The sequence below is a fragment of the Pseudorhodobacter sp. W20_MBD10_FR17 genome (assembly GCF_052119765.1).
Classification (GTDB): domain Bacteria; phylum Pseudomonadota; class Alphaproteobacteria; order Rhodobacterales; family Rhodobacteraceae; genus Pseudorhodobacter.
Map to the genome: position 1 here is coordinate 16,296 of NZ_JBGQOQ010000028.1, position 25,106 is coordinate 41,401.

Annotated in this window: 27 protein-coding genes; 22 read left to right on the forward strand and 5 right to left on the reverse strand. The window is 56.8% G+C overall.

The window, feature by feature from the left end:
- Positions 1-12: 12 nt before the first annotated feature.
- Positions 13-519, forward strand: a complete 507-nt coding sequence (locus ACEN2J_RS16200) for a L,D-transpeptidase family protein (RefSeq protein ID WP_050524037.1) — start codon at positions 13-15, stop codon at positions 517-519.
- A gap of 252 nt (positions 520-771) precedes the next feature.
- Here ACEN2J_RS16200 and lnt read toward each other — a convergent pair whose 3' ends face one another.
- Positions 772-2,358, reverse strand: a complete 1,587-nt coding sequence (gene lnt / locus ACEN2J_RS16205) for an apolipoprotein N-acyltransferase (protein WP_442107171.1) — start codon at positions 2,356-2,358, stop codon at positions 772-774.
- A gap of 218 nt (positions 2,359-2,576) precedes the next feature.
- Here lnt and ACEN2J_RS16210 point away from each other — a divergent pair, with 218 nt between their 5' ends.
- A complete protein-coding gene (locus ACEN2J_RS16210; protein ID WP_442107150.1) occupies positions 2,577-3,239 on the forward strand; it encodes a L,D-transpeptidase in 663 nt (220 codons plus the stop codon).
- A gap of 128 nt (positions 3,240-3,367) precedes the next feature.
- On the opposite strand, the gene ACEN2J_RS16215 is transcribed toward ACEN2J_RS16210, so the two are convergent.
- From ACEN2J_RS16215 to ACEN2J_RS16225, 3 genes are all read right to left on the reverse strand, one after another.
- A complete protein-coding gene (locus ACEN2J_RS16215; RefSeq protein WP_442107151.1) occupies positions 3,368-3,670 on the reverse strand; it encodes a hypothetical protein in 303 nt (100 codons plus the stop codon).
- A gap of 126 nt (positions 3,671-3,796) precedes the next feature.
- Complete coding sequence (locus ACEN2J_RS16220) at positions 3,797-4,978, reverse strand: ZIP family metal transporter (protein WP_442107152.1); 1,182 nt, start codon at positions 4,976-4,978, stop codon at positions 3,797-3,799.
- Complete coding sequence (locus ACEN2J_RS16225) at positions 4,975-6,114, reverse strand: multicopper oxidase domain-containing protein (RefSeq protein ID WP_442107153.1); 1,140 nt, start codon at positions 6,112-6,114, stop codon at positions 4,975-4,977. The genes ACEN2J_RS16220 and ACEN2J_RS16225 overlap by 4 nt, the downstream gene beginning before the upstream one ends.
- Before the next feature lie 115 nt (positions 6,115-6,229).
- Between ACEN2J_RS16225 and mntR the strand changes: the two genes are divergently transcribed.
- The 8 genes from mntR to ACEN2J_RS16265 all read left to right on the forward strand — a co-directional run bounded on the left by mntR (position 6,230) and on the right by ACEN2J_RS16265 (position 12,214).
- Positions 6,230-6,733, forward strand: a complete 504-nt coding sequence (gene mntR, locus ACEN2J_RS16230) for a manganese-binding transcriptional regulator MntR (RefSeq protein WP_442107154.1) — start codon at positions 6,230-6,232, stop codon at positions 6,731-6,733.
- A 792-nt stretch (positions 6,734-7,525) separates the two neighbouring features.
- Positions 7,526-8,965, forward strand: coding sequence for a multicopper oxidase family protein (locus ACEN2J_RS16235; protein ID WP_442107155.1), 1,440 nt, complete (start codon positions 7,526-7,528; stop codon positions 8,963-8,965).
- Positions 8,966-9,003: 38 nt separating this feature from the next.
- Positions 9,004-9,459 carry a DUF411 domain-containing protein gene (locus ACEN2J_RS16240; RefSeq protein ID WP_022705385.1) on the forward strand — a complete coding sequence of 152 codons (456 nt, stop codon included), beginning with the start codon at positions 9,004-9,006 and terminating at the stop codon, positions 9,457-9,459.
- Between the two features lie 64 nt (positions 9,460-9,523).
- Positions 9,524-9,658: a hypothetical protein gene (locus ACEN2J_RS16245; protein WP_442107156.1), complete on the forward strand. Its 135-nt coding sequence runs from the start codon at positions 9,524-9,526 to the stop codon at positions 9,656-9,658.
- A gap of 184 nt (positions 9,659-9,842) precedes the next feature.
- Positions 9,843-10,238: a c-type cytochrome gene (locus ACEN2J_RS16250; RefSeq protein WP_231575889.1), complete on the forward strand. Its 396-nt coding sequence runs from the start codon at positions 9,843-9,845 to the stop codon at positions 10,236-10,238.
- Between the two features lie 98 nt (positions 10,239-10,336).
- The gene (locus ACEN2J_RS16255) at positions 10,337-10,849 is read left to right on the forward strand and encodes a TlpA family protein disulfide reductase (protein WP_022705382.1); all 513 of its coding nucleotides are present in this window, start codon (positions 10,337-10,339) and stop codon (positions 10,847-10,849) included.
- Between the two features lie 40 nt (positions 10,850-10,889).
- Complete coding sequence (locus ACEN2J_RS16260) at positions 10,890-11,381, forward strand: hypothetical protein (RefSeq protein WP_442107157.1); 492 nt, start codon at positions 10,890-10,892, stop codon at positions 11,379-11,381.
- A gap of 266 nt (positions 11,382-11,647) precedes the next feature.
- Positions 11,648-12,214: a DedA family protein gene (locus ACEN2J_RS16265; RefSeq protein WP_442107158.1), complete on the forward strand. Its 567-nt coding sequence runs from the start codon at positions 11,648-11,650 to the stop codon at positions 12,212-12,214.
- 2 nt (positions 12,215-12,216) lie between these two features.
- On the opposite strand, the gene ACEN2J_RS16270 is transcribed toward ACEN2J_RS16265, so the two are convergent.
- A complete protein-coding gene (locus ACEN2J_RS16270) occupies positions 12,217-12,654 on the reverse strand; it encodes a MerR family transcriptional regulator (RefSeq protein ID WP_442107159.1) in 438 nt (145 codons plus the stop codon).
- A gap of 85 nt (positions 12,655-12,739) precedes the next feature.
- Here ACEN2J_RS16270 and ACEN2J_RS16275 point away from each other — a divergent pair, with 85 nt between their 5' ends.
- From ACEN2J_RS16275 to ACEN2J_RS16330, 12 genes are all read left to right on the forward strand, one after another.
- A complete protein-coding gene (locus tag ACEN2J_RS16275; RefSeq protein WP_442107160.1) occupies positions 12,740-15,007 on the forward strand; it encodes a heavy metal translocating P-type ATPase in 2,268 nt (755 codons plus the stop codon).
- Between the two features lies 1 nt (position 15,008).
- On the forward strand, positions 15,009-16,106 hold the full coding sequence (lspA, locus tag ACEN2J_RS16280; RefSeq protein ID WP_442107161.1) for a signal peptidase II: 1,098 nt from the start codon (positions 15,009-15,011) through the stop codon (positions 16,104-16,106).
- Positions 16,099-16,536 (forward strand): disulfide bond formation protein B, encoded by a 438-nt coding sequence (locus tag ACEN2J_RS16285; protein ID WP_050524027.1) that lies wholly within the window; start codon positions 16,099-16,101, stop codon positions 16,534-16,536. The genes lspA and ACEN2J_RS16285 overlap by 8 nt, the downstream gene beginning before the upstream one ends.
- A complete protein-coding gene (locus ACEN2J_RS16290) occupies positions 16,533-17,195 on the forward strand; it encodes a DsbA family protein (RefSeq protein ID WP_442107162.1) in 663 nt (220 codons plus the stop codon). The genes ACEN2J_RS16285 and ACEN2J_RS16290 overlap by 4 nt, the downstream gene beginning before the upstream one ends.
- Before the next feature lie 34 nt (positions 17,196-17,229).
- Positions 17,230-17,820, forward strand: a complete 591-nt coding sequence (locus tag ACEN2J_RS16295) for an SCO family protein (protein WP_442107163.1) — start codon at positions 17,230-17,232, stop codon at positions 17,818-17,820.
- Positions 17,821-17,823: 3 nt separating this feature from the next.
- Positions 17,824-18,294 (forward strand): copper chaperone PCu(A)C, encoded by a 471-nt coding sequence (locus tag ACEN2J_RS16300; RefSeq protein WP_442107164.1) that lies wholly within the window; start codon positions 17,824-17,826, stop codon positions 18,292-18,294.
- Positions 18,276-18,875, forward strand: coding sequence for an SCO family protein (locus ACEN2J_RS16305; RefSeq protein ID WP_442107165.1), 600 nt, complete (start codon positions 18,276-18,278; stop codon positions 18,873-18,875). Before ACEN2J_RS16300 ends, ACEN2J_RS16305 begins: the two co-directional genes overlap by 19 nt.
- Positions 18,876-18,888: 13 nt before the next feature.
- Positions 18,889-19,356 carry a DUF411 domain-containing protein gene (locus ACEN2J_RS16310; RefSeq protein WP_442107166.1) on the forward strand — a complete coding sequence of 156 codons (468 nt, stop codon included), beginning with the start codon at positions 18,889-18,891 and terminating at the stop codon, positions 19,354-19,356.
- Positions 19,357-19,486: 130 nt separating this feature from the next.
- A complete protein-coding gene (locus tag ACEN2J_RS16315; RefSeq protein ID WP_442107167.1) occupies positions 19,487-19,804 on the forward strand; it encodes a hypothetical protein in 318 nt (105 codons plus the stop codon).
- A 111-nt stretch (positions 19,805-19,915) separates the two neighbouring features.
- Positions 19,916-20,314 carry a FixH family protein gene (locus tag ACEN2J_RS16320; protein ID WP_442107168.1) on the forward strand — a complete coding sequence of 133 codons (399 nt, stop codon included), beginning with the start codon at positions 19,916-19,918 and terminating at the stop codon, positions 20,312-20,314.
- Positions 20,311-21,747, forward strand: coding sequence for an efflux RND transporter periplasmic adaptor subunit (locus ACEN2J_RS16325; protein ID WP_442107169.1), 1,437 nt, complete (start codon positions 20,311-20,313; stop codon positions 21,745-21,747). Before ACEN2J_RS16320 ends, ACEN2J_RS16325 begins: the two co-directional genes overlap by 4 nt.
- Positions 21,744-24,893 carry an efflux RND transporter permease subunit gene (locus ACEN2J_RS16330; RefSeq protein WP_442107170.1) on the forward strand — a complete coding sequence of 1,050 codons (3,150 nt, stop codon included), beginning with the start codon at positions 21,744-21,746 and terminating at the stop codon, positions 24,891-24,893. Before ACEN2J_RS16325 ends, ACEN2J_RS16330 begins: the two co-directional genes overlap by 4 nt.
- Positions 24,894-25,106: the final 213 nt, after the last annotated feature.

The window sequence follows — 25,106 nt, forward strand, 5'->3', positions numbered from 1 at the left end:
TGAGGAGTGAATATGATACATGCGACACGCCGCATAGTCGTTCTAGGTAGTCTTGCTCTTGGCTTGGTCGGCTGTGCCAATAGCAGGTTCAGGACCTATGACGGCCCGGAAGTCACCCGCATACAATTATTCAAGGGCGACCGACGTTTGTTTCTTTACAACGGTGATCGCGTTCTTAAATCCTATAAAACAGATCTTGGCTTTGCGCCGATGGGACACAAGCAATTTGAAGGCGATGGCAAGACACCCGAAGGCAAATACATCATTGACCGGCGCAATCCGAACAGCTTGTTTCACCTTTCCATCGGCATTTCCTATCCAAATGAGGCTGACATCGCTTTCGCCAAAGCGCAAGGACGCGAACCTGGCGGCGAAATATTCATTCACGGCGGGCGGAGGCGCAACATCGATCCGATCAAGCCGGATTGGACGGCGGGGTGCATCTCGGTTTCAGATCGCGAAATGGAAGAGATTTATGCGATGGTACGAGATGGGACACCGATTGAGATCTTTGTTTGAAGCCAAGCATGGCTTGTTGCGTCTTGGACCGCAATGTTTCGAGGTTCAGACAAGAGCTCATTCAAAAAGGCGTTGCCAACTCAAAAGCCGGCGCACAGAAAACAGGCTGATGGCTGTTCTAACCAGCCGCCAATCGCCAAAGGCGCTGGCGGCCAAGTGGGTTGGGGTCCAGCCGACGTAAGGTCAGATTCGAGCCATTTGTTGTGTTGCCCGGCCAGCAAAGATTGTGCATAGGCTCTCAAAGCGAGCCGATCATGTCATTATGCTTGTAAGGCGTGCTGGCTTTTGCAGCCGCAGTCGCAATCCGGCGATGATCCATGCAAACATGATCAACGCTATTGCAGTCCAGTCACCAAAACGAGCATAGGGTGTTGGCGGAAGCGGTCGGGGTAAGCGCGCATCGATGATGCCTGACCTTTCGAGCTCGATCATGGCAATTGTTCTGCCATACGCATCGACCACAACAGAAATCCCGGTGTTTGCGGCACGAACAAGGGGAAGGCCTTCTTCAACGGCCCGCATGCGCGCTGATGCCAGATGCTGCCAAGGCCCGATTGATGTTCCGAACCAGGCGTCATTTGTGGCGTTGAAAATCCAGCTCGGTCGGGTTGCGCCATCAACGACATGACCTGGAAAAATGGCCTCATAGCAGATTGCAACACCAACCAAGGGGAGGCCGGCCCCAATCGCCAACGTGCTTGGCCCCGGGCCGGGCACAAAGTCGCCACGAGACTCAACCAAGCGCGGAAGGGGCAATTTGCCGCGCAAGGGAACATATTCGCCAAAGGGCACGAGGTGGTGTTTGGCGTATTGCGCCAAAATCGTTCCGTCTGAGGCAATGGCAAGCACGGCATTGCGGTATGTCGTTCGGGTTGCGGTTTCTTCCTGCACTGGACTGCCCGTGATCAAGACGCCGGATTCCGGTAGAAGGCTTGCCAATATAATGCGTGCTCCTTCATCCTCTGCCAGAAAACCTGGCCAAGCAGTTTCGGGCCAGAGCAAAAGATCAAACGATCCAGCGCGTTCGGACAAGGTTATAAGCCGCTGTTTGTTCTCGTCTCGGGTAGCTTGATCCCATTTGGCGCTTTGGGCTATGTTCGGCTGAACAACCCGGATGCGCGTACCACCTTCTGGGGGCAGGGTAGAGGCCGCTATCCGCACTATGCCGAACCCAGATATGCCAATCAAGATTGCGGCCGTCCCGGCGACACGGAGCCTGCGCAAACGGTGATTGGAGGGACAAAAGGCATATCCCGCGAGTGTTGCGCATAGCACGATCAGAAACCCTAACCCGTAACTGCCGACCAACGAAGCAGCTTGGGATAGCACCGTCCAGTCCGCCAGACTATAGGCCGCTAGATTCCAAGGGAAGCCAGTCAGAATATGCCCTCTCAGCCACTCGGCTCCCGCCCAGGCTGATGCCAACGATAGCGCCGACGGTAGGCCGGCCCGCGTCATGCGCGTAGCGATTGCACATGCCAATGCCGGGAACGCTGAGAGCAACATCGCAAGTCCGAACACGGCGGGCAGGGCGAGCCATCCGAACCGGTCTGCCTCCACCTGGAAGCTTTCGGTGATCCAGAAAAGGCCTGGCACGAACTGACCCAAGCCGAACACATATCCCAAACTGAACGCCTTGAGGGGGGACACACCACGCAACAACACCGCCAGGACCGCAAAGGGAATGAGCGCAAGCGGCAGAATCGAATAGGGTGGGAGGGCCAAGACAAAGGATGCACCCGCCGCGACGGAGACAGCAAATCTGGCCAAGTTTTGTAAACGCGTTTTGCTGCAAAGCCTATGTGTTTCCATTCGGACCGAAATTTGAAAACCCTCCATATCGAGCAAAGACGCTTAGGGGCTCTAGTTCCTTTAGGTGCAATAGATCCTTTGACACATCACGGTATTGTCAGAATGACTAGTACGTGTGCAGGCTTTCAACTTTCATCAATGGTCACACAGACTTGACTGGACACCTGTCCCGTATTGCTTAACCTTTAAAGCCCGTCGGAAAAATATAAAGTAACGCTCCAAGTATTGATGAGAAAGCAACGCCCATGCTCACACGACGCCATTTTATCGCAACGGCAACAGCGCTGTTTTCGTCGCCAATTGCAACACCGGTTTTCGCCTCGTCTCATATGGAAAATCAGTGGGCGACTTGGGATGCGCTCGTTACCCCAGCAGGTTATGATGCTGCGACGACCAACCCTTGGGGATTGCAACCGCGCTTGCTACCAACTCGGGTAGAAGCGCGTGCGGGGCTTGTGCCGGGGGATATTCATGTCGATGCCGTTGCTCGGTATCTTTATCACATTCAGTTCGATGGCACGGCCATGCGTTACGGCGTCGCCATTGGCCGAAGTGGATTATACGAGCCTGGTACTTATACCATCAAACGCAAGGTAAAATGGCCGATTTGGACCCCCACGCAGTCCATGATCGAGCGCGAACCCGAAATCTATGCCAAATACGCAGATGGGATGGAGCCTGGACCGGCAAACGCCTTGGGGTCGCGGGCACTGTATCTGTTTGTGGGTGATCGTGATACCTATTTGCGGATCCATGGGACGCCGCTTCCGCGTTCTATAGGTAACCGGGCGAGTTCCGGGTGTGTGCGTATGGTCATGCCACACATAAATTCGCTGTTCGACCAAGTTGAGACCGGCGTGACAGCATACCTTTATCCGGCAGAAGAAGGTCGTTTAACGACAAGCTAACAAAAAGACTTAGTGCGGGCGTGGCTCCGCGGCGGAAGTTCATCCTTTACAGAGGCAACTCGAGTCCGTGTGTCAAACACCTGAATGCACGGCTTAAAAGCCAGCGTATAGCCTAATAAACGGTTTTGTTAGCCTGCGACTTTTGTGCAGATTGGTCTTCCATCGACCGTAAGTAAAGGAAGCATTGTCGTTTCGACGGGTCCGAAATGGCGATACCAATAGCACCCGTCGTCGGGTTGCAAGATCACCTCCTGAAGGTTTTGATAGGGTGCCGCAATCAGGGCGACCCCTTCAGGCAGTTCCTTGAGGAACCCGGTGGATTTATCGGTAGTCTGATTTATCGGCGTGGAGCAGGCTGCAAGTACCAGAAGTCCGGAAACAAGTAAGATCGACCGAACTTGTTTTTTCACGACGGGAATTTTGCTGTCCATGTGCGCAGGTTCCTTAACTAAGTTCACGGGCCAAATATCATAATGTGGTGGCATAGGGTATCCGCATTTCTTGCTTTGTCGCGTAGACGATCCGAAGTGTTGAGATCTGGATAAAACGTGCGTTGATCAAACCTTGATCAGCGCAGCAGTTGCATACATGAAACCGAGTCCCGCAAGAAACCCGCCTAGAACGGCGGGAGAAAACAGCACCGCTTGCCGGTCGCTGCTCTGGCGCATCAGATAGGCCGTAACCTCGACCATGACCTGCAAAATTGCGCCAGCCCCAACGGCCATCGCCAATGCCGACCATTGCGGAGCGTATGCAAGACTTCCTGCCCACATTCCTAGAACGGCAGGGCCACCCGCTAAAAGTGTCAGGGCTGCAAAACTCCAGAGTGGCGGCCGGATCCGCAACATCGGCGCAGCGATGCCAATCCCTTCGGTAACGTTGTGGAGAGCAAAGCCGAGAACGAGGAACGTACCGAGCCCTGCCGATCCGGCAGCAAACGCGCCGCCAATCGCCAGCCCTTCGCCAAAGTTGTGCAAGCCTATCCCTAGGGCAATGTAAAATGCCAACGCCAGCCCTTCCGGCGTGCCGCGCCAGCGTCCGATTGCCATCAGCATGAGGAAACTCGCGAGCCCAGACAGCCAGACCATGGCCGATCCTTGGAACAATGCTGCAGCCTGGTCTGCAAGCTCCAACGCCTCGGACGTCATGTCAATGAGCAGGAAGGTCAACAAACCGACCGTCAGCGCGAGAAGAAAACTCACCCCAACACGCCCGGCGCTTCGCATTGCCGGATAGAACATCAGACCTAGCGCCACAGGCAGCAACCCAACAATCGCTCCCACTAATGCCTGAAGGCGAAGCTGACCCACCGTGGCCTTTGGTGTTGGCACAGCTACAGCGATTTCATGTTCGAACGAAGCACCAGTGTTAGACAGCATATTAATTGCGTGCGCCTCGCCTAAAACCCACGGATAGGGTATCTGGATCCACACAGCACCCCCACGAACGATCGGCCCGGGCGGGTTCTGCGTGAAAGTCCAGAACGCGTCGTCCACCGCCACCTGGGCGATCACCATGGCGTCTGAACCACCGGCACGGACCAAAAGCCCGATCCCGGTCTCGTCCAGAATTGTCCGTTCCACGGTCAATGCCTCTACTGGCGGCGCGCCATTGTTGAAACTGCGCAGGGGATCAAGCGACGCGATCCAAACGAACATGCCAAGCATGGCTGCCAGTGGCACAAGCACCAGCAGCAAGCGGCTCAGTGCGGGGCGCTTTGGCTGAACCTGCTCGTTCATTTCGCAGAGCTCCTTACATCAAACATTCCAACCCAACCAAGTTCGGTGAACTCGGACTGATGTGCATGAAACATGTACATTCCATCTTCGTGATCGGCGAAGCTGAACTCAAGGATTCCGCGCTGCGCCTGACATTGCATGATCAGATCAACGGTGCGCAGCGTTGGCGTCAACGTGGTTCCGGTGTCGTAATAGTCAAAAAAATTCGCGTGCAAATGGAATGAATTGATCGGGTCGAATTCGGTCACGTTCACCAAGTAAATGCGAACTGGGCGCGATTTGTCGATGCGAATTGGCTCATTCATGTAGGCTTGGCCGACAGTGTTTGCAGCATAAACTTCATTTGCGCCGTCGAAATTAGTGTCGAAGGCGTTCATCACCATAGCCATCTCTTGCCAATGAGCATTCTCAGGGCTGCCAAGCAGGCGCGATGCCGCGACGGTCGCGTTCTCGGGGTGACGCTCAGGATCGGGGTCGATAACGAAAAGACCATACATACCTTTGTGCATATGCCGCTTTAGGGGCAAGGCGTGGCAGTGATAAAGGTGGCAACCAAAAGGTTTAGCGTCAAATTCGTAGATAAACTCCTCGCCCGGACCAATCAATCCAGCACCAGGAACACCATCCATCCGCGCCGAATGGATGCCATGAAAGTGCATGGAATGTGGGTGCGAGCCTAAGTTGCGAAAGACTATCCTAAGCCGTTCGCCTTCCTTCGCCCTCAGGGCAGGACCAGGGACCCGGCCATTGAAGGTCCAGGCTGGAAAGAAAATGCCGGGTGCAATCTCGATTTCCTTGTCAATGGCATCGACTTCGAATGTTCGAAGCGTTCTCCCATCAGGCAATAGCTCGGTTGTTCCCCTTTCCCAATCCGTCAACATGGCAGTCGGATCAAACCCGTTTCGATTGTGATCGACCAAGCCAACCGTTGTCATGTTGCCGTGCGCCATTCCCTGCATTGGGGCAGCATATGGATCTGCCGGCATGGTGGACATATCGTGACCAGCCATAGGATCCGCTGCGCTTTGAGAGCGCGCACTGCCAGCGGCGATGGCTGCTCCGCCTGCGGCCACAAGGCCACCAACCAGCAGAGCGCGGCGCGAAGGATCAAGAGAGGGTTTGGAAGCGTCGGCCATGAATCAGGTTTCCTTGCGGGAGCAGTGCTAAAGTCTATGCACCAAAAGTTAGACAAGGCTAACTTGTCTACTCTACACCTTTACCTGTCAATCCAATTCATGCAAAACTTAACGGATGAAAAAGAATGATAATCAGGAAGTAGAAGCCGTCATGCCTGACGAGCGCGCGGTGGATTCCCGTGCCGAAGCTTTTGTCGGGGTGCGTGCGGCCCGACGAAATGAACTGGCGGAGGACTATGTCGAACTGATTGCCGAGCTGATCTATGCGAAAGGCGAAGCGAGACCTGTTGATATTGCAACGAAAATGGGGGTTACAGCACCTACCGTTGCCAAGACGCTCGATCGTCTCGCACGCGAAGGACTGATTACCCGTGCGAAATATCGCTCTGTCTTTCTGACTGAAGACGGACGCGCTCTGGCAAAAAAATGCCGCCATCGGCATGAAATTGTATTGCGCTTTCTTCTCAGCCTTGGTCTCGACTTAGAGACCGCCGAACGGGATGCCGAAGGGATTGAACATCATGTGAGCGATCGAACGCTCGCGCTCTTCGCAGCATTCGCAGACGGGTCGAGAGTAGATCGCAGGAACCTCATGGGCGAGGCATTGCGCAGCACCTAGCCCCTAATCGAGGCAGTATCGATACTTGTCAGCGTATAAGCAATCAACATTGCTGACCATGCCAAAACGAAGGGAGCCAGAAAACCTTCACTGCTTTTTCAAGAATTGCCATCGGCACTCTTAGGCACCTTGCAGCATTTGAGTAACGATCTGTGCTGGCTCAGGACTCGTGCGCCGCTTAACCCGCGTGAACGCACTTGCCGGATAGGGGCCAAGACTAGCTGCCCAAAAAATGTGATGGGTTCCGACATGAGAGAGGCAAGAATAAGCACTGGAATTGAAGGTTATCACGGCCAAGTGACAGAGTATCGCTTGACCTCCCCTTACTGGAAGGCTGCATATGGCTTCTATGATCCATGTTCTTCGCCTTGCTTTGATTCTAGCCCTGACCTTCGGTGCAGTGGTTGCCCCAAAGGGATCGTCGGCGAGCATGGCTGACATCGCCATGGTGCATATGGATACCGCCGGAAGTGCAGATCAGCGTTGCGATGGGTGCGGTCCCGAGGGATATGTTTCTGGCGTAATTTGCGAGGGCGGGTGTCCTGTTCCTTGCGGTTCAGTGGGAACGGCTGGGATCATAGGTCAAGCGTCTTCTTGGCGATTTGCGATACTATTTGGTCTCATCGTTTCGGTTGACGAACCTTTGATCCCGCGCGGCGTCAGCCCTTCGCTTGACCCATTCCCTCCCAAGCTTCCTATCTGAATTTGAATTTGGTCTCGCTCGTGGCGAGGCCTGACCGTTGATTTGGCCGAATTTGGCCAGCGCGACATTTTCAGAACAAGGCAGAAGCGATGATGCTCAACAGAAATATCTCACGACGGCAAGTGCTGCGCACTGGTGCCGCTTTCACAGCCATATCCGCTTTGTCACCTGCACGAATAGCCATGGCAGGCCCGACAGACGAACCGTTCGTGCTGCGCGCGGCGTCCGGCCAGGCGGCCTTGCGTCCAGCACCTTATGGCCCGACCGATGTCTGGAGCTACAACGGATCTATTCCGGGCCCTGAAATCCGCGTGCGTCAGGGCGACCGTATTCGTGTTTTGGCCCAAAATGGGTTGGATGAAGGCACAACGGTCCACTGGCATGGCATACGGACTCCGAATGCTATGGATGGCGTGCCGTTCCTGACACAAGATCCGATTTCGGCTGGCAGCGACTTTCTCTACGAATTCGATGCACTCGACGCAGGCACGTTCTGGTATCATCCCCACCACCGCAGTTCGGAACAGGTCGGACGCGGGCTTTCCGGGCCATTGATCGTTGAGGAAACGGACCCGATCCGCGTGGATCGCGACATGACTTGGATGCTCGATGATTGGCGGATGTCTCCCGACGGGCAGATTGTGGATGATTTCGGCAGTCAGGCCGATGCCATGCATGGCGGACGTATTGGGAATTCTGTGACTATAAACGGTCAAATACCGGAACGTATTTCAGTCCGGGCCGGAGAGCGCATCCGACTTCGGCTGATCAATGCAGCCAATGCCCGAATTTTCGCGTTAAATTTTGGGACGTTTGCGCCAGTTATTGTCGCGCTGGACGGTCAGCCCGTGGCGCCCCATGCACCAGAAGGCGATATCGTGCTTATCGGCCCGGCGATGCGGGTTGATTTGGTGATCGACATGACCGGCAAGCCTGGTGATGCGGCTTTTGTCACCGATATTTTCTACCAAGGGTTGGAATACCGTCTGGTCGATCTCGTCTATGCGCCTGACAGATTACGGGACACGGTGCCGGATTGGCCGATGGATCTGCAGCCTAACCCGCTTGCCGACCCTGACATGGCCTCGGCTGAGCGGCATCAGATCGTCTTCAATGGCGGAATGATGGGGCAGATGATGATGGGCAATGGCATGAGGTCGATGATGGACCAGATGCGCGAGGGCAACATTTGGTTCATAAACGGCAAGGCAGCGACAGGTCCGATCAAGGAACCCTTGCTGGTTTTGCCGCAGGGAACGTCGCACGTGTTCGAGATGGACAATCGCACGGCCTGGCATCACCCGATCCATTTCCACGGGCATTCGTTCCGCGTTATCTCGCGCAACGGGCAACCAACGCGTTATCGCGAATGGCAGGATACAGTGATGATGGCCCCCGAGGAACGGGTTGAGATTGCGTTTGTGGCGGACAATCCAGGAGACTGGATGTTCCATTGCCACATTCTAGAACATCAGGCAGCTGGCATGATGGGCGTCGTCCGCGTCGCCTCCGGCAGCACTAAAATTTGAAGACCCACAAAACACTGATCACATGAAGGAATGAACCAATGAAAAAGATATTTGGGTTTGCAAGCCTTGGCACCGCTGGTGCTGCCGCCATATTCGCGATGAGCCTGAATGCCGCACCGACGGCAGCGCAGGAGGTCATGCTTTACAAGAATCCGCAATGTGGATGTTGCGAAGACTACGCCGACTATCTGCGCCAAAACGGTTTCACGGTAGAAGTGAAACCTACCCAAGATCTTTCGCAAATCAGCCGCGAGGCAGGTATCCCGGATGATTTTCAGGGCTGCCATACTGCATTTCTGGGCGACTATGCTGTGAGTGGCCATGTTCCGATTGCCGCCGTCAAAAAACTTCTTGATGAGCGACCAAAAATTGCCGGAGTGACGCTTCCGGGCATGCCGATGGGGTCGCCGGGTATGGGCGGCGCTAAACAGGAGCCATTCAAAGTGTTCGCTGTCGAAAAAGGTGTGAGCCCGACTGTCTACATGGTCGAATGATCAATTGCACGGTCTGGCGCAATTGCGCGCCAGACCGGCTTCACAGGAAAAAAGGATGAATTGTATGATGATGGACGGTGGAATGATGGGTGGCAGTATGGTTGTTGCGACGGGTCTCGTTTGGCTACTGATTGTGGTGGTGCTGGGGCTGGCGGCAATTGCACTGGTCAAATACATCCGCTCGGACAACGGGAAATAGTAAGGCACCGAGATGCGGATTGAAGGTGCCAGTAGCGGCGACAGCCTGTTGATGATGGGATTGGCCTGGGCGGTTTAAGTCCTGCTTATCTTGTCGTTGTTCGTGGCATTTTTCATCCTCTGTAGGTGGCTCGCAACGAGGAGGCGGAAGCGCAGTGAAAAACACCATTAGGCTCTCCGCATTTTTGTTCACCGCAACGGTCTTACCGGTTGCGGCGCAGAACGACATACCCACGGGCGCGCGCCTTTATCAAGAAAACTGCGCCAGTTGCCACGGTGCTAACCTTGAGGGGCAGCCTGAGTGGCGCTCAAGATTGCCAAACGGCAGATTGCCCGCCCCACCGCATGACCCATCGGGGCATACTTGGCATCATTCGGACCGCATATTGACTGACATTGTAAAGCGTGGAACTGCGGCGATCGTCGGGAACGGCTATGAAAGCGACATGCCCGGTTTCGAAGAAGTGCTGAAGGATGAAGAAATCGTGGAAATCTTGGCCTTTATCAAGAACACATGGCCCGACCGGATCCGCGAATTGCAGGAAAGCCGCAGCCAAGCGGATGAGAAGGTACAACCATGACGCAGAAGTCTGCAAGCAAGAATGAACCCCCAAGCTCATGCTGGTGCCTCTGCTGGCGATCCGTATTTGAAACGCAAAACTGCCAAGGGACCAACGCAATGAAACATTTTACGCGGGCTCTGATTGTATGGGCATGGTCTTTTGGAATAGCGTTCGCGGGACCGCAAGGGTTTGCTGTCCGTGCAATGCCACAACCGATCGTCAATGTGCGCTATCTGACAGAAGACGGCCGTCGGGGAGATATGGAAGATTTTCGAGGTAAGGTCATCCTCGTGAACCTGTGGGCGACATGGTGCGTTCCATGTCGAGAAGAGATGCCGACGCTGGATGCGCTACAGGCAGAACTAGGGAGCGATGTTTTCGAGGTGGTTGCTCTGTCGATAGACAGGGCAGGTGCGCCCGCAGTCCGACGCTTTTACAATGATATTGGCGTTAATAACCTTACCATGTATGTCGACAATACCATGTTGTCGATGACCGCGCTGCGCGCAATTGGCCTGCCGACGACAATCCTGATTGACGATAAAGGGCAAGAGCTTGGGCGACTGATCGGGCCGGCCAAATGGGACGATCCAAAGATGGTGTCCTTCTTGCGGGATTTTATAGAATGAACATCGCCAACCCAAATGGGAAACCGAGCCAGGAGGGCCAATGAGCGATCCCACAATAGGCGTCATGCCGTCGTTTACGGACGCGATTTCTTTAACCGCAGTTCGTCGATATTTTTCAGTGATCATCCCAGCCAATCTGATCTGGGAGTTTGCACACATGCCGCTTTACACGATTTGGACCGCGGGCAGTTGGAAGGAGATCGTCTTTGCGGCCGTTCATTGCACGGGTGGGGATATCCTGATCGCCCTGAGCACACTGATGCTCGTCTTGATACTGATAGGCAAAGGCTGGCCCTATTTCGCTGCGACGCGGCGTTCCGTAAGAGCTTTGACTGTAGCTTTCGGCTTGGGATATACTTTCTTCAGCGAATGGCTCAATATCACGATCCGCGAAGCTTGGGCCTATTCAGATTTGATGCCGATCATTCCGTTCCTCGATGCGGGCCTGTCGCCGGTTTTGCAATGGATTGTTATTCCCTTGGTCGCGTTCTGGTGGGCAGGACAGACCTTCAATGACAAATGCAATCAATGATGGGTTTTGCGGTATAGCATCTTTGCCGAATTCTCGGCTGGACCGGCAGCATCGGCTCGCTCCTGATGCTCGGCTTCACCTCCACAGGCATGCTGGCTCATATTGATCTATTCCGAGGGGAGGGGCGTATATTTCCAAAAAAGATCATTGTTCGCCAATGCCATCACCGCGCGGGTCCGCTATGTATCTAACGCTGAGGGCAGAACGCTACATGATCCATAAGCATCGGCCACTCAACAAAACTTTCGCCCAAAGGATCGTTTTTCTTGGAAGCTATTATCTCTCTGATTTCGCAGTATGGCACATTGGTTTACCTGCTGCTTTTTGGCTATTGCGCCTTGAAAAGCGGGTCTTTGCCGTTGTTCGGGGGGTATGCGGCGCAAGCCGGGGCGCTGGATGTCGCACTGGTCGCGGTTGCGACATTTGCGGGTGGCTATTTGGGTGATGAATTGCGCTTTGCCGTGGCGCGGCGGTTTGGCGCAGGCTTTCTGGCGTCACGGCCGCGTCTTTTGGCGCTGATGGACAAAGCCGAAGCACTGCTGGATGCCTATGGCTGGGCTTATATCTTCATCTATCGTTATCCCAAGGGAATGCGCACAATCGGGGCGCTGCCTGTGGGTCTGACGCAAATGAAGTGGCCGGTGTTTACGGTGTTGAATGCTTCCTCGGCTTTGCTATGGACGGGGCTTTTGGTGGGTGCTGGATATTACTTTGGCGCCGCGATTGAGCGTGCGGTGGTTGACGGGTGGGGCACCTTCAGCATCGTGCTGCTTTTGGTTTTTCTCGGCCTTGCTGTTCTGGGATGGCGGCGGCTCTCGCGGACGGTCGGCTGACGTTATAGGGATGGGTGATCCGACGCGTTATGCGCATGGCCGCACAGATCATGGTTCCCCAGCACCTCAATCACGCGGCAATCGGCGATGGTGCCATGGGCGCATTGGGCAATCATACGTTCCAACTCGATTTCCAAGGCGCGCAGGCGGGCAAGGCGGTCACGCACGGCGACAAGTTGTGCCTTTGCGATCTGATCCGCAGCCGCACAGGATTGATCTGGGGTATCGGACAGGCTGAGCAAGTCGCGGATGGCCTCCAGCGTAAAGCCCAGCTCGCGGGCATGGCGGATGAAAGTCAGCCGGTCCATTGTGACGGTGCCATAAAGCCGCTGATTTCCGGCGCTTCGTTCCGCTTCGGGCAGCAGACCGATTTCTTCATAATAGCGGATCGTCGGCACTTTGACGCCGGCAGTCTTGCTTAACTTTCCGATGGTCAGCATAAAAAACCTCTTGAACCTCTAGTTGCTAGAGACATTAAAGATGGGAATCAATAAGAGCAATGCCTTGACCAGACCGGAGACAGATATGACCACGCCACCCGTTGAACAAACCGACAGCAGTTGCGAATGGACCGTTTCGGGCATGGACTGCGGATCTTGTGCCAACAAGATCAAGGATGCGGTGGGGCGGCTGCCGGGGGTTTCTGATATCAGTGTGGCACTGATGACCGAACGCCTGCGGTTGACACTGGATGAGGCGCAAACCCCCCGCGGGCGGATTGAGGCGACGGTCAAATCGCTTGGCTACGGCATTGCGCCAAAGGGCGAGGCCGCCGCGCGGAAGGGGTTTGTGATGCCCGAGCAGGCAGGTGCGCAGGATCATTCCGATCACGACGGCCATGACCATGACGCCAAATCCAGCCCTGATGCGGGCCACGGCAGTGCAGGCCATGTGCATGACGACCCCGCCGACAGGGGCAAGCGTTGGTATCAAACCTCCAAGGGCCAACTGGTCATCGTGACCGGCATTCTTTTGGTGGTCGCCTGGGGCATCGAACTTTTGACTTCGTCTGAGATCGGCTATTGGGCGTTTTTCATCGCCTGCCTCATCGGAGTGGCCCCAGTGGCCAAACGGGCCATTGCCGCGCTGCGCGTCGGCCAACCTTTTACCATCGAAAGCCTGATGACCATTGCCGCCATAGGCGCGCTGTTCATCAACGCGGCGGAAGAGGCGGCGCTGGTGGTCTTTTTGTTTGCGGTGGGCGAGGTGCTGGAAGGCGTTGCAGCCAACAAAGCGCGTGACGGCATTCGTGCCTTGGCCAATCTCGTGCCCAAAACGGCGCTGCTGGAGGAAAATGGCACCACCCGTGAAGTTCCCGCTGAAACTCTGACTGTGGGCCAGATCGTTCTAGTGCGTCCCGGTGATCGCATCCCAGCGGATGGTGAGATTGCATCGGGCACAAGTGGCATCGATGAAAGCCCGGTAACGGGCGAAAGCGTGCCTCGCACCAAGGGGCCAGGCGATGCGGTCTTTGCAGGCTCGATCAATACAGAGGCCGCCTTGCGCGTGACGGTGACCAAAGCTGCGCAAGACAACACAATTTCCCGCATTATCCAATTGGTGGAGGAGGCTGAAGAGGCCCGCGCGCCGACAGAACGGTTCATCGATCGGTTCAGCCGCTGGTATATGCCCACCATCGTTGGCGTGGCGGCGCTGGTCATCTTTGTGCCAACACTTGTACTTGGTGAGCCTTGGGATACATGGATCTATCGTGGCCTCGCCCTGTTGCTGATCGGCTGCCCCTGTGCGCTGGTGATATCGGTGCCTGCGTCCATTGCCTCGGCTATGTCTGCGGGCGCACGCAAAGGGTTGTTGATGAAGGGCGGTGCGGTGATCGAGGCTGCCGCCAAAACCACCCATGTGGCCTTTGATAAGACCGGCACCTTGACGCATGGCCGCCCGGTTGTAACGGATGTGCTGACGCTGGGCGGGATGGATGAGGCCGCAGTACTGTCACTTGCAGCAGCGGTTGAGGCCGGGTCGAGCCATCCACTCGCCATGGCAATCTCTGGCAAGGCCAAAGACGCAAATGCGCCTGTATTGGCGGCGCAAGACGCCCGCGCGATCCCTGGCAAAGGAGTCGAGGCGGTGATTGATGGCGCATCCGTATGGGTTACCAACCCCAAATATGCAATGGAACAAGGCGGTCTGGATGGTATTGGGTTGCGGCGCGCGACAGCTCTGGAGGAAGAGGGAAAGACGGTTGCTGTGCTTTTCCGCGCCCGCGAGCCGCTGGCCTTGTTTGCGTTGCGCGATGAGCCGCGCAGCGATGCCGCTGATGCGGTGCGCCAGTTGCGCGCCATGGGGATCACCCCAGTGGTTCTGACAGGCGACAACCCACGCACCGCAGCGGCTATTGCGGGCGGCCTCGGCATAGAGTTTCAGGCGGAAATGATGCCCGAGGACAAGTTGACGGCGATCAAGAAGATGGGTGAGACCGGTCATGTGATGATGATTGGTGACGGCATCAATGACGCGCCGGCGCTGAAACAGGCGTCTGTTGGCGTAGCGATGGGGTCGGGCACCGATGTGGCGCTGGAAACCGCAGATGCCGCCATTCTGCGCGACCGGGTGACGGATGTGCCTGCGCAAATCCGCCTGGCGCGGGCGGCGATGGCCAACATCCGTCAGAACGTGACACTAGCGCTGGGGCTGAAGGCGGTCTTTCTCGTGACCTCCGTGTTGGGAATTACTGGGCTGTGGATCGCCATTCTGGCTGATACCGGTGCCACCGTGCTGGTTACCCTGAACGCGCTGCGCCTGCTGCGCTTTAATCCTGAGCGGGAGGGTTGACGTGATATCGCTGTTTGGTTGGGCCGCCCTTGCCGTGTTGGCGGGATATCTGGCACTGTTTGTCTGGGGCAATGCAAAGGCCGCACGCGCGATCGGACAATCGGTCTGGCTGTTTGACAAGGCCAAAGGCCAAGATCGCCTCGCTGCACTTGGTTTTCGCTCATCCTTTGTGGTGGCGGGCTTTGGACCGATGCTCTGGCTGGCAGTTCCGGCCTTGCACAAGGCCGACCCGCTGTGGACCGAAGGCGCGTTTGCCGCCCTTAGCATTATTGGGATATGCGTCTCCGCAGTTGGCACGATGGTCGCCTTTGCGGCCCAAAGGTCGATGGGGGCATCTTGGCGGGTAGGGGTTCCTCAGGCCGATACCGGGGCGCTGGTACAAACCGGGTTGTTTCGCATCAGCCGCAACCCTACTTTTTTGGGGCAGGCTTTTCTATTGGCTGGTGTGGCACTGGCGATCCCTGCGCTGCCGACGGCCCTGGCCGTCGTGATGTTCCTGATCTCGGCCAGCCTGCAGATCCGGTCGGAAGAGGCCGCGTTGACCCGTACACTTGGGCAGGCTTACCTGACATATTGCAAGGATGTTCCACGCTGGATCGGATTGTGGGCAGAGATTCCGGAAACGCGTTTTGCGATGGGTCTTGTTCTGGTTTGCGTGGTCGCTTTTGATCAGATCACAAAGCTCATGGCGCTTGTGTGGTTGACGCAAGGGGATGTCTATCCTGTCTCGCCAGGGTTTAATCTCGCTCTTGGCTTTAATGAAGGTGCCAGTTTTGGCTTGTTGTCCGGGGTCATGGCAGGCAGGCCATGGGCCATGATTGCCTTGACGGGTGGTTTGACACTGCTCATGGCCATCATGGCATTGCGGACAAACAACAGATGGGAACGGCTGGGGCTGACTCTGATCGTCGGTGGATCGCTCGGAAACATTATTGATCGGGGGCGGCAAGGCATGGTGACAGATTTTCTCGACGTCTATTGGCGGACGTGGCATTGGCCGACTTTCAATATGGCCGATGTGGCGATCAGCCTTGGGGCGGTAGCATTGATTTTGGCAATGCTGCGTAAGGCACCTGAGCAGGAGAATGCCAATGCGTGAAAACGGATTCCTTACAACTTTCCGTTTGGAAGGGGCGCTGGCGGTAGCTTTCGGGATTGCCCTTGTCGCCACCCTGGCCGCGCTGTTCATCGGTGAGGTGCTGGGCCAGATGCCTTGCACTCTATGTTGGTATCAGCGCATCGCCATGTTTCCTTTGGTGCCGCTTTTGGGGATAGCCACATTGCGCGGGGATACAGGCGTGCGGATATACGCGCTGCCCCTCGCACTGGCGGGGCTCGCATTGGCACTTTGGCACAGCGGGCTGTATGCAGGGTTGATCCCTGCTGCCATCGCCCCTTGCACCGCATCAGGCCCGTCCTGCACAGATCAGGCACAGGTGGTCCTTGGAATACCCTTGCCCTATCTATCAACCATCGCTTTTGCGGCCATCCTGGCCAATCTCAGCTTACTAAAAGGATCCCGCACATGAATCGCCGCGCTTTTGTTCTCGGCTCGACCGCTTTGGGCGTAATAGCCTTTGGTGGCGGCGCGTTTTACGTCACCCGCCAGCGTCAGCGTGACGCCGCCCTTGCCGCAGAAACAGCCCCTATTATCGATGACGCTGTTCTGATCCGAGCTTATTCGCCCATCCTTGGCCCGATTGACGCCCCTGTGACGCTGGTCGAATTTTTCGACCCGTCCTGTGAGGCGTGCCGCGCATATCACCCCGTGTTGCAGCAGTTGCGTAAGGAATTCCCGACGCAGCTGCGAATTGTTTTGCGCTACACCGTGTTTCACGAAGGGTCAGATGAGGTAGTGCGGATGCTGGAAGCCGCGCGGCGTCAGGATCTGTTCGAGCCTGTTTTGGACGCTTTGCTAGAAGAGCAGCCAGGCTGGGCCGTTCATGGAGCGCCCCAGCTTGACGTGGCTTGGGAAATCGCCGGGGCTGCTGGCCTTGATCTTACCCGCGCCGAGGGCGACATGCTGTTTCCCGGCACCACCGCTGTGCTGAACCAGGACGCCGCCGATGTCGAAACGTTGAACATCCGCCAGACGCCCACATTTTTCCTGAATGGCAAGCGGTTGGAAAGCTTCAGTGCCGACACTCTGGTTGCCGACATTCGGCTGGCTGTGGAACAAGCAGGCTGATTGCAATCACAAACGCTAATGGAGACTGCCGTCTATGAGGCTTCGACATATTCAGATCGGACTTTGGATCATGGCCGGGCTTGCGGCCCTAGCCTACGGTGCCTTGGTGCTGCGGCCCCAAATGAACGCGCAAACCCAAGAAGCCACGTTTCGGCCTGCATTTTCTCTGGCCGATAGCGCAGGCCAGCTTCGCGCAACAGACGAATTCGCGGGTAAGTTCCAACTCGTGTTTTTTGGCTTCACCAACTGCCCCGATGTCTGTCCGACCACGCTGTCCGAGGTAGCACAGGTGATGGACTATCTGGGCGATGCTGCGGCAAAGGTGCAACCCATCTTCATCTCGATTGATCCCGAACGTGACCGCAAGCTGGGCATCGACGCCTTCACCCAGGCTTTTCACCCCACAATTCTGGGGCTAACGGGTGATGCAGAGGCCACGCGGGCAGCAGCGGAGAGTTTCAAGACATTCTTTGAGCGCGAGAACGCGCCAGATGCTACCGATGGCTACACCATGTCGCATAGTGCAGCCCTTTACCTTATCGGCCCGAAGGGTGATTGGTTGCGCCAATTCGACTATGGCACCCCTGCCGATGCCATTCTTTCCGATCTGAAATCGAGGTTCTGACACATGAAAAATCTCCTTCCTGCAATGGCATTTTTGTTGGCGGCCCCAATGGCGCAAGCCTGTGAAACCTTTACGAGCGGCGATATCATCGTCCAACAGGCTTGGTCCCGTGCCTCTATCGGAACGGGGCGCCCGGCGGTTTTGTATCTGGAGATCACCAACAGCGGCGCGATGGATGACGCCCTGCTTGGCCTCACGACACCGGCGGCCAGCATGCCGATGCTGCATGAAACCACTGTCACAGATGGTGTCGCCGCGATGCCCCATGCTGCATCAATTCCCGTTCCAGCAGGCCAAACTGTGGCTCTGTCGCCGGGAGGATTTCACGGGATGCTCATGGGCCTGACCGCACCGCTAGTCGAAGGCGAAAAATTTCCTATCACTCTAACCTTCGAGAAGGCAGGTGCGCTTGACGTCAGTGTTGATATTTTGTCGATGCGGGCACAGGAGGCTGCGTGCGTCGACGCCAAGTAATCCTCTCGCTTGCCGGAGTGGCAGGGGCTGCGGCTTTCATGTTGGGATTGGGGGCATGGAAAGCGCGTAACCGCGCCGTTCCCAACGCACTGCTACCATTGCCCTTAACGAAAATGGACTGGCGTCTGACCAATCACCTAGGGCAAGAGGTCACCGTCGCAGAATGGCGGGGACGCCCTGCCATGGTGTTTTTTGGCTTTACCTATTGCCCCGATGTTTGCCCAACCACGCTGCTTGATATCGCTGACTGGTTGGAAGCGCTTGGCTCAGACGCCGACAGGCTGACGGTCGCCCTGATCACAGTCGACCCGGAGCGTGACACACCGGATGTGCTGGCGGATTACATATCTAATTTCGACCCGCGGATCATAGGCCTTACCGGCAGCATGGGCGAGACAGCTCGCGCGGCCACTGATTTTCGCGTCAGCTTTGATAAGGTGCCTACCGGGGACAGCGACTACACCATGAACCACACTGCGGGCGTTTTCCTGTTCTATGCCAACGGGCGATTTGCCAGCATCATTGACTTCCACGAGGATCGGCGTTTCGCTGTTCCAAAACTACGCCGCATTCTTGCCTGAGGAGAAGCTCACCATGTCTTTTGCCACCTTAACACGCCGCCACCTGATGTTGATCGCCGGAGCTTCAGCCATCGCCCGGCCGGCCCTTGCAGCAGATCCTGCCATTCATGTCGTCAAGGATCGAAACTGTGGATGCTGTTCGGCTTGGGTCGATGTTCTGCAGACCGAAGGTTTTGCGGTTACCACGGAGGACAGCCTTGGAACATTGCTGATGCGCTACAAATCGGACAACGGTATCCCGCAAGACATGATCTCATGCCACACTGGTCGGATTGATCAGTATATGCTTGAAGGCCATGTGCCACCGTCTGATATCCGCCGCCTTCTGGTCGAGCGCCCCGATGCTATAGGTTTGGCCGTGCCTGGCATGCCCTACGGCTCACCGGGAATGGGGCCGGATAACGAGCGCGAAGCATACGATGTGTTTCTGATCCGGCGCGATGGCACGACCGAAGTCTTCTCGCGCTATGAGGCTGCGTGAACGAACGCCATGCGTTCTTGAAATGGCCTTGTGGGTGCTGCCACCATCATGAAATTCGGCACAAAAGCTCAACGAATTGTGTATTGTCGTCGTTCTACATTTACTTCATATCAATTTGGTGTGGATAAAGATGCGCCTTTTTCTAGTTGGATTGCTGGTCGGCGCTTTTTTGGTGCAGACCAGCCTGAGTCATGTTTCAACCGCAAGTGCAGCGGTCATGATGACCATGCAGGATGATTGCTGCCCAATTGATTGCCCAGATTTGCCGGAATGTGATGCCGCGTGCGTGTCCACGATGCAATGCCGTGCGGTGTCATCGGTTCAAAGCAAGAAACTGGCCGTCTTGGAGTTTTTTCCAACTTCGAAGATTGCGGTCTTTTTGACTGTTGGGCTAACGGATAGTCTTCAGTACATGGACAACGGCCTGCGAAGACCACCGAAGGCATGAAGGGTGGGGTGCTTCGCGCACCCCAAAGCTGCACGTTGATCTGGGGTAGGTTCCTTTCGGGGATACACTCCAAGTTTCGGCGCCCCCTTTGTCCAAATTTACAGGTCTGTCATGCTCCATTTATTGCCCCGCTTTCTTGCGGCCCTTGTGGTTGCGGCCCAATTTTCTGTGCCGATGGCGCAGGCGGCCGCGTCTGATTATTCCCTTGTCCTTGCGCAAACCACATATCCGTTCGGCAACGGAGCAATTCTGGATGTGGCCCTGATCGACACCCGCACCAACACGCCAGTCGACGGGGCCATCCTTTTTGCGACGCGGATGGATATGGAACCGGACGGCATGGAGACTATGACGACGCCCATAGTGGCATTGCCCACCGAAAAACCCGGCCACTACCGCTTTTCCACCGATCTGACGATGGACGGCAACTGGCGCTTTTCAGTTGCGGCAAAAGTGCAGGGCGAGGCGGAGACGGTGCAGGCGCAGATTGTGATCGAGGTGTTGCCATGACTTTGGTTGGAAAGCTGATTCTGATCGGTGCCGTCGGCGGTCTGGCCGGATGGGCGGGCCTTGCGGCGGGGGGCAAAGGCTTGACACCAGCGATGCTGGCGGACGCCGCACAGGTGCAGGTGGCGATGTGGACCGGGCAGGATCCCAAAGCGATGCCAGCGGCGGCCAAAGTGGCGGCTGGCCCTGTCATCTACTACCGCCATCCCGATGGATTGGCCGAATGGTCTGCCACGCCGACCGACACCCTCAATGGCCGGGCGTTCTTGCCCGTGCTGGCAAGCGAAGATGTGTCATTCGATCCGACCGCAGCCCCTCTTGCCGCGGCCGACGGCGCACCGCGCAAGATCCTTTATTATCGTCACCCGATGGGCCTGCCCGATACCTCGCCGGTGCCAAAGCTCGATTCGATGGGAATGGATTACCTTCCCGTCTTTGCAGATGAGGCCAGCGATGCAGGCTCGGTGACTGTCTCGCCGGGCAAGTTGCAACGCACCGGCGTGCGCACGGCCCTTGCTGTGCTGGAACCCATGGCAGCTACGATCCGCGCACCGGGTATTGTCGCTTTGGATGACCGGCGTGTCAGTGTCATCTCCTTGCGCACCGATGCGTTTATCGAAACGGTCGAGGATGTGACGACCGGATCAACCGTCGTGGCGGGTGCGCTGTTGGCGACGCTGTATTCGCCCGAAGTTGCAGCAGCGGCGGCGCTTTATGTCTCGGACCTGCGCAACGGGGTGGAACGCACCGAGGGCAGCCGCCAAAGGCTGGCCAATCTGGGCGTTCCGGCGCTGGTTATCGACAAGATTGCCGCCGAAAAAAAAGCCCCTGTCAACATCGCCCTGATGGCGCCGCGATCGGGCGTCGTGCTGGACCGGATGGCGGTTGAGGGCATGATGTCATCTGCAGGCGAAACCTTATTTCGGATCGCAGACACTTCGGTCGTCTGGGTGATGGCCGATGTGCCCGAGAGCGCGCTGACGGGCCTTTCGCGTGACAACACCGCTATGATCGCCTTTCCCGGCCTGCCGGGCGAAACCTTCAGCGGTGTGATCAACGAAATTTATCCGCAGGTTGACATGCAGACCCGCACTGCGCGCGTCCGCATCGACCTTGCCAACCCTGAGGGGCGCTTGCTGGTCAACATGTTTGCCGATGTCACGCTGGCGACGGGCGACGATGTGCCGGTGGTACAAGTGCCACAGACAGCGGTGATTGATACCGGCGACCGCCAGGTTGTTATCCGCGATCTGGGCGAGGGCAAGTTTGCACCGCAAGATGTGGTCTTGGGACGGCAAGGTGCCGGAATGGTAGAAATTCGCGAAGGTATTGCCGCAGGAGACCGCATCGTCACCACGGCCACCTTCCTGATCGACGCGGAAAGCAACCTGAACGCAGCTCTTGCGGCGCTGCTGACCCCGGAGGCAAGCGAATGATCGCGCGTATCATCACATGGTCGGCCCGCAATCTGGTGCTCGTGTTCTTTGCCACCGCCTTGATTATCGCGGCCGGGATCTGGTCGCTGCGCACGCTGCCAATCGACGCCATACCCGATCTGTCGGACGTGCAGGTGATCGTGCTGACCGACTATCCGGGTCAGGCCCCGCAAGTGGTCGAAGATCAGGTGACCTATCCGCTAACCTCGGCCATGCTGACTGTGCCACGATCACGGGTGGTGCGGGGGTTTTCATTCTTTGGTATCTCGTTCGTTTACATCATTTTCGAGGACGGCGTTGACCCCTATTGGGCACGATCCCGCGTTTTGGAATACCTCAACGCCGCTGCGGCCCGCCTGCCTGACGGGGTAACGCCCGCTCTTGGCCCCGATGCCACGGGTGTGGGCTGGGTCTACCAATATGCAATCACAGGCGAAAACTTGTCACTGGCAGAATTGCGATCCTTGCAAGATTGGGTCGTGCGCTTTGGCGTAAGTCGGGCCGAAGGCGTTTCCGAGGTTGCGAGCGTTGGTGGTTTCGTTAAGCAATACTCGGTGACAGTCGATCCCGTGCGGATGCGGGCGCAAGGAATTACGTTGTCCGACATCGGCACGGCTATTTCTGAAAGCAATATGGATACCGGCGGGCGCACGGTAGAGCTGGCCGAATTCGAATTCATGGTGCGGGGCCGCGGTTATCTTTCGGGAACCGAAGATATTGGCAACATCACCCTGCGTAGCATCGGCGGCGTGCCTATCAGCCTAAAAGACGTAGCACGGGTCGAAATCGTTCCGAATGAACGCCGCGGCATCGCCGAGTTGAACGGCGAGGGTGAGGTGGCCAGTGGCATCGTGCTGCAACGGGTAGGGGCCAATGCGCTGGATGTGATCGAGAACGCCAAGGCCGAGCTGGACGTGGTCGCCCAAAGCCTGCCTGAAGGCGTAGAGATCGTACCGGTCTATGACCGTTCAAACTTGATCCTGTCGGCGATCCAGACGCTGAAGACGACGCTGCTGGAAGAGAGCCTGGTCGTCGCGTTCGTGACCATCTTGTTTTTGCTTCATTTTCGCTCTGCCTTGGTGGCGATCATCATGCTGCCGGTTGGGTTGCTGATGGCCTTTACCGCGATGAAATTCCTCGGGATCGGCGCGAATATAATGAGCCTTGGCGGCATCGCCATCGCCATCGGCGCGATGATCGACGCTGCCATCGTGATGATCGAAAACGCGCATAAACACTTGGAACGCGCCGCCCCCGACAAGCCCCGCACCGAGGTGTTGATCGAGGCGGCTACCGAAGTTGGTCCTGCGCTTTTCTTCAGCCTTTTGATCATCACCGTGTCGTTCTTGCCAATCTTTTCGCTGGAAGGCCAAGAAGGCCGCATGTTCGGCCCGCTTGCCTATACCAAGACGTTTGCTATGGCTTCGGCAGCATTCCTGTCGGTTACGCTGGTGCCAGCGTTGATGGTGGTGTTCGTGCGGGGCCGGATCATCCCGGAACACAAAAACCCTGTAAACCGGGCCTTGATCGCGGTTTACCGTCCGGTGATTCAGGCTGTTCTGAAGGCTAAAAGCCTAACGATTATCGTGGCACTTGCTGCGCTGGTTGGCACCATCTGGCCTGCGCGCCAGCTAGGGTCAGAATTCATGCCGGTGCTAAATGAGGGCACGCTGATGTATATGCCGACCACTTTGCCGGGGCTATCGGTCACAAAAGCGGCCGAATTGATGCAGACGCAAGACCGCATTATCAAGACCTTCCCTGAGGTGCTAACGGTCTTCGGCAAGGCAGGCCGCGCTTTGACTGCCACCGACCCCGCACCGACAGAAATGTTCGAAACCATTATTCAACTGCGCCCTGAGGCCGAATGGCGCCCCGGTGTCACCACCGAAAGCCTGCGGCAAGAAATGGACGCGGCACTGCAATTTCCCGGCGTGTCGAATGCGTGGACCATGCCAATCCGCGCGCGCATCGACATGCTGTCCACTGGTATCCGCACCCCTGTGGGCATCAAGGTCTATGGCACCAGTCTGACCGAGATGGAAAAGGTCGCGCGCGAGGTCGAGGCTGTGCTGCGCACGGTTCCCGGCACCACCAGCGCCTATGCCGAACGGGTGATCGGCGGTTACTACCTTGATATCACCCCTGACCGCGCCGCTCTTGGTCGATACGGCTTGTCTGTGCAGGACGTGCAGGACGTGATCGGCATGGCACTCGGGGCCCAAGCAATCACCCAAACGGTCGAGGGGCGCGAGCGGTATGATGTCGCCGTCCGCTATCCGGCGGCCTTGCGGTCGGACCCAGAAGCGATCGGGCGCGAGGTTCAGGTGGCGCTGCCCGGCGGTGGCACCATACCCTTGGGCGATGTGGCAAAAATTGAGCGCACACGTGGGGCCACCTCGATCCGCACCGAAAATGGGCAGTTGGCGGTCTATATCTTCGTTGATATTGCGGGTCGTGATCTGGGCGGCTTTGTTGCAGAGGCGCAGGCGGCGGTGGCGGCATCTGTAACCCTGCCGCAGGGATATTCTCTGGGCTGGAGCGGGCAGTTCGAATACCTCGAACGCGCCAAAGAACGACTTGCCATTGTGGTGCCGCTGACGCTGGCGCTGATCTTTTTGCTCCTCTTCCTCAACTTCCGCCGCCTGACGGAAACCCTGATCGTTATGCTGTCACTACCCTTTGCGCTGGTCGGAGGCATCTGGCTGATGTGGTTCATGGGCTTCAATATGTCGGTTGCGGTGGCAGTAGGCTTTATCGCGCTGGCTGGCGTGGCGGCAGAGACCGGGGTGATTATGTTGATATACCTCGATCAGGCACTGACCGAGGCACGCGAACGGTGCAAAGGCCGCGATTTGACCCGCGACGAGCTATACGCCGCAATCATGGTGGGCGCGGTGGACCGGGTCCGTCCCAAGATGATGACAGTAGTGGCGATAATGGCGGGTCTGATGCCAATCCTCTGGGCGCATGGCACAGGATCGGAAATCATGCAGCGTATTGCCGTGCCGATGATCGGCGGGATGGTATCGTCAACCTTGCTTACCCTGATTGTCATTCCCGCCGTCTATGGCATCATCAAAGGCTGGGGTCTGAAAAGAACGGGCGCGGCGTCAGATTTTCCGTTTGAGCAGGCTGCCCGGTAGGTGCTGTCGCGTAACCCGCGCAGTTCCACAGTTCTCAACGTCAATCTCAAAGCCTTGCGGTCACTTTTGGCGACCCTTGGCGGCGGTCAGGCCGGGCTGAATGGGGTCTGATGCCGGAGAGTGCAAAATCCTACGCTAAGCGGTGAGAACCCGTTTCCCATAATCGCGCAGATTGCCGTTCGGGTCGACATATCGGTAGAGTGTTACCGGTTT